The sequence below is a fragment of the uncultured Clostridium sp. genome (assembly GCF_963527835.1).
Taxonomy (GTDB): Bacteria; Bacillota; Clostridia; order Clostridiales; family Clostridiaceae; genus Clostridium.
Map to the genome: position 1 here is coordinate 1 of NZ_CAURTC010000076.1, position 4,020 is coordinate 4,020.

At 25.0% G+C, this 4,020-nt stretch carries 4 protein-coding genes; all 4 read right to left on the reverse strand.

Annotated elements, in window-relative coordinates:
• Window positions 1-433 precede the first annotated feature (433 nt).
• Window positions 434-955 carry a hypothetical protein gene (locus tag RYM86_RS18390; RefSeq protein ID WP_315082291.1) on the reverse strand — a complete coding sequence of 174 codons (522 nt, stop codon included), beginning with the start codon at window positions 953-955 and terminating at the stop codon, window positions 434-436.
• A 13-nt stretch (window positions 956-968) separates the two neighbouring features.
• Window positions 969-3,161, reverse strand: coding sequence for a peptidase domain-containing ABC transporter (locus RYM86_RS18395; RefSeq protein WP_315082292.1), 2,193 nt, complete (start codon window positions 3,159-3,161; stop codon window positions 969-971).
• 145 nt (window positions 3,162-3,306) lie between these two features.
• The gene (locus tag RYM86_RS18400; protein WP_315082293.1) at window positions 3,307-3,501 is read right to left on the reverse strand and encodes a hypothetical protein; all 195 of its coding nucleotides are present in this window, start codon (window positions 3,499-3,501) and stop codon (window positions 3,307-3,309) included.
• 154 nt (window positions 3,502-3,655) lie between these two features.
• A complete protein-coding gene (locus RYM86_RS18405) occupies window positions 3,656-3,847 on the reverse strand; it encodes a hypothetical protein (protein ID WP_315082294.1) in 192 nt (63 codons plus the stop codon).
• Window positions 3,848-4,020 lie beyond the last annotated feature (173 nt).

A 4,020-nucleotide genomic window follows, 5' to 3' on the forward strand; every position in this document is an offset into this window, starting at 1 on the left:
CTCTATATAGATAGACTCTCTTTTATGAGTGTCTACTATATAGGGTCCATTTTAGATTTTGACATTCTTTTATTGCATTTAAGTTTTGTTTTAATTCAATTACCCAGTTCAGCTTTCACTTATACATATGTTAACTTTATTTTAAAACATAGTCTTAAATAAAATCACATTTAAACTACAAAATTTTTAATAAGTTCATCTATTTTTAATGCTATATTAGCTTGTTCCTCTGCTGCTACTAAAACTTGTTTCATTGCAAGTGATGTATCACTTAAACTATTTTGAATGTCATCAATACTATTAGATGACTTATATCTGGTATTTTTAAGTCTTCCTTTAATATTTATGAGTATGTTATTCCAAATTTATCACTAATTAATTTAAAAATAATGTAACATATTTGTTTTTACAAAAACATAACTAGACCCTTAAATTATTGTATTATTTTTTTTAGTATATAATTAAAATATGATATTTCATAATTTACTATACTAATATTAGCTTCCATTCCATTTTTTATATTTATCTTGTTCCCTTTTTTATCAACAAGCATATTAGTATCTAATTTACAAGTTGCTGTATAATATTTTTCTTCTGATTTTTCATCTATTATAATATCATCACTTATATTTTCCAATTTAGAAGTTATTACTCCATATTCATTTTGTGAAAAAGGTATAATTTCTAATTGTACTCTATCTCCTTCTTTTACAGTTCCCAAACTTATATTTTTAATATATATATTGCAAATGTTATCTTTAGGATATAATTCTCCATGTGCACTGATTACTATAGTCTTTGTCGCAAACATAGACCAAATTATAATAAAAGTTAAGAATAATATTAGTATATAAAACATATATTTTAATAATTTATATGAACATGAATCTAAATAAGAATTCATTATATCTTTGGCATCTGTTACATCCTCTAAATTTTCAATCTTATATTTCATTACAGTACCACCTTCATATATTATTAACAAGTTTTTTATCTAATTCATCAATACTTTGAGCACTCCATAAGTTATAATAATAGCCTCTTTTCTCTAATAATTCTTTATGAGTACCGCCTTCTACTATGTTTCCTTTATCTATAACATATATCCTGTTACATTTCATAATTGTACTTAACCTATGTGCTATCATTATTGTAGTTAAATTTCCTGAACATTCTTCCAATGTCTTTTGTATTGCTTTTTCTGTGACAGAGTCAAGACTAGATGTTGCTTCATCCATTATTAATATTTCCGGTTTTTTTAATAAAGCTCTAGCTATTGATAATCTCTGTCTTTGCCCACCTGATAAATTCATTCCCTTTTCTTCTAAAGGGGTTTCATATCTTAAAGGTGAATTTTCTATATACTCATGTATTTGTGCTTTCTTACAAGCATAAATCATATCTTCATAGGTTAGATCCTCATTAGCAAATTCCAAATTTTCTCTTATGGTTCCAGAAAAGAAAAATGAATCCTGCGATATATAACTGACCTTATCTCTTAATATATCTATATCTATATCTTTTATATTATAATTATTTATAATTATTTCACCATCTTCTAATTTATAAAATCCCATTAAAAGTTTTGCAATTGTTGTTTTTCCTGAACCACTTTCCCCAACTAAGGCTATTTTATCTCCTTTTTTTATATTCATACTTATATCATTTAAAACTTGATCTCTAACTCCATATTGAAAATTCACATGTTTTAAACTTATATCACCAACTAATGATTTAGGTTTTATTTTATCATTTGTTGACCTTTCTAACTCTAAATCCAATATTTCGCCTAATCTATCACTAGCAACAACTGCTTCTTGCAATTGTGGTTGTAAATTTATTAACCTTTCTATTGGTTGAATAAAATATGCAAGTAATGCATTAAAACTTATTAATTGCCCAATAGTTATCTCTCCTTTTAAAACCAAACTACCTCCAAACCATAATAAACATATACCAAATACACCACTTATCACACTCTTTAATGTACCTTGAAAATTATAAATATATCCATGTTTAAAACAACTCTTCATAAGCTTTAAAAACTTATTCTCCGTTTTCATTTCTACTAAATTTTCACCATTAAAAGCTTTTATTGTTTCTATTCCTTCTAAAGATTCCACTAAATAGGACGTTAATATCGCATCATCTTCCATGACTCTTCTATTGATTTGTTTCAATTTATTTTTAAATCCAAATACCAAAACTAAATATAAAATTATCGGAATTAAGCAAGTAAAAAATAACTTTGAACTTTGAAAATATAAAATTATACCTCCAACCAATGCCATTATAACGTCAATCATTATAGTTATAGTTGCTGATGAAATTGCATCCCTTATTTTGCCGCCATCATTAAATCTCGAAATAATCTCTCCTACTTTTCTTGTACTAAAAAAATTCATTGGTAATCTTATTACATGTTTGTAATAACCTAACAATAGTGGGATATCTATATTTTGAGCCATATAAATAAGTAACATACTTCTAAAAAATTCTATTAGAATCTTAAAAATAATTAATATTAACATTGCTATAGAGATTGAAAACAAATTTTTATTTAAATTATTGGGAAGTATGTCATCTATTAAAAACTGAAAATAAAATGATCCAGCCATACCTAATATCGTTATTAATAAAGAGGATATAAATATGTTTATCAATAAACCTTTTTGAACTTTTATTAATCCCCAAAATCTTTGAAAAAGCCCTTTAGTTTCATCTCCTTTTTTAAACGTAGCTGTAGGAAGCATTAAAATTAATATATCACTCCATATTTCAAAAAATTCCTCTGGAGTGTATTTAATCATACCTTTAGCAGGATCTGCAACTAAAATATATTTCTTAGAAATTTTATGTATTACTACATAATGTAATAATGTATTATCAATAATAACATGCGCTATTAGAGGCGTAGGTAAGTTATCAAATATCTCCTCTTTTTTAGATACCCTTACTGATTTACAACTAAATCCTAATTTTTCCGATGCTTGTACTAAACCATAAACCGAGGTACCTTCTAAATCCGTTCCTGCTACTTCCCTTATTTTTGATACTGGTATCTTTAATCCATATTGTTTTGATATAGTAGCTATACATGCTGGACCGCAATCTTTCATATCATGTTGTTTTATGCAATAATATTTTTTTAATATATCCATATTTTCACCTTTTATCTTTAATTTTCCACTATAAAATAATCATTTGTTTATTCCCAAATTTGTAAGAAAAGCCGATTCCATGTAGAAATCAGCTTTTCTTATTATTAGATAAAATATAATTTTATTAATTATAATTTTTTCCACTTTAAACTCGTATAGTCTTTACAGTTACTTTGTCACAACCTTCATTAAAATAATACATTTCTTCTATGCCACCTATGTCAGCTGGACTAAAAGTTTCATAAGTTGAAAATATTTTTCCATTTTTAAAACCAGTAATTACATATAAAAGTTTACCTCCATTTATTTGTTTTTGCTCTTTAAGTGATAATTCTAACATTATAACATCCTCCTTTTATTTTTTATAAGTAAATTTAATTTTTACCTCTTTTTCAATTTTAATACTAAATAACCTTTTTTTCAACTATTTTCAATATTTTTGTAATATAATGCAAATTATATTATTTTTTTGTGATTTTTTTATTTATACATATTTAAACTCTTATAGTCTTTACATTTACTTTGTCACAACCTTCATTGGAATACATTTCTTTTATGCCACCTATGGCAGCTGGACTAAAAGTTTCATAAGTTGAATATATTTTTCCATTTTTAAAACCAGTAATTACATATAAAAGTTTACCTCCATTTATTTGTTTTTGCTCTTTAAGTGATAATTCTAACATTATAACATCCTCCTTTTATTTTTTATAAGTAAATTTAATTTTTACCTCTTTTTCAATTTTAATACTAAATAACCTTTTTTCCAATTATTTTCAATATTTTTGTAATATAATACAAATTGTAACTATTCAGCCATAGCAAATTAATTTATTTCTAATATGATTTTAGATACAAC

What these genes read in the sequence shown, in the direction of transcription:
- RYM86_RS18390 (WP_315082291.1), bottom strand. Translation starts at nt 955, where the DNA reads ATGAAATATAAGATTGAAAATTTAGAGGATGTAACAGATGCCAAAGAT.
- RYM86_RS18395 (WP_315082292.1), bottom strand. Translation starts at nt 3,161, where the DNA reads ATGGATATATTAAAAAAATATTATTGCATAAAACAACATGATATGAAA.
- RYM86_RS18400 (WP_315082293.1), bottom strand. Translation starts at nt 3,501, where the DNA reads ATGTTAGAATTATCACTTAAAGAGCAAAAACAAATAAATGGAGGTAAA.
- RYM86_RS18405 (WP_315082294.1), bottom strand. Translation starts at nt 3,847, where the DNA reads ATGTTAGAATTATCACTTAAAGAGCAAAAACAAATAAATGGAGGTAAA.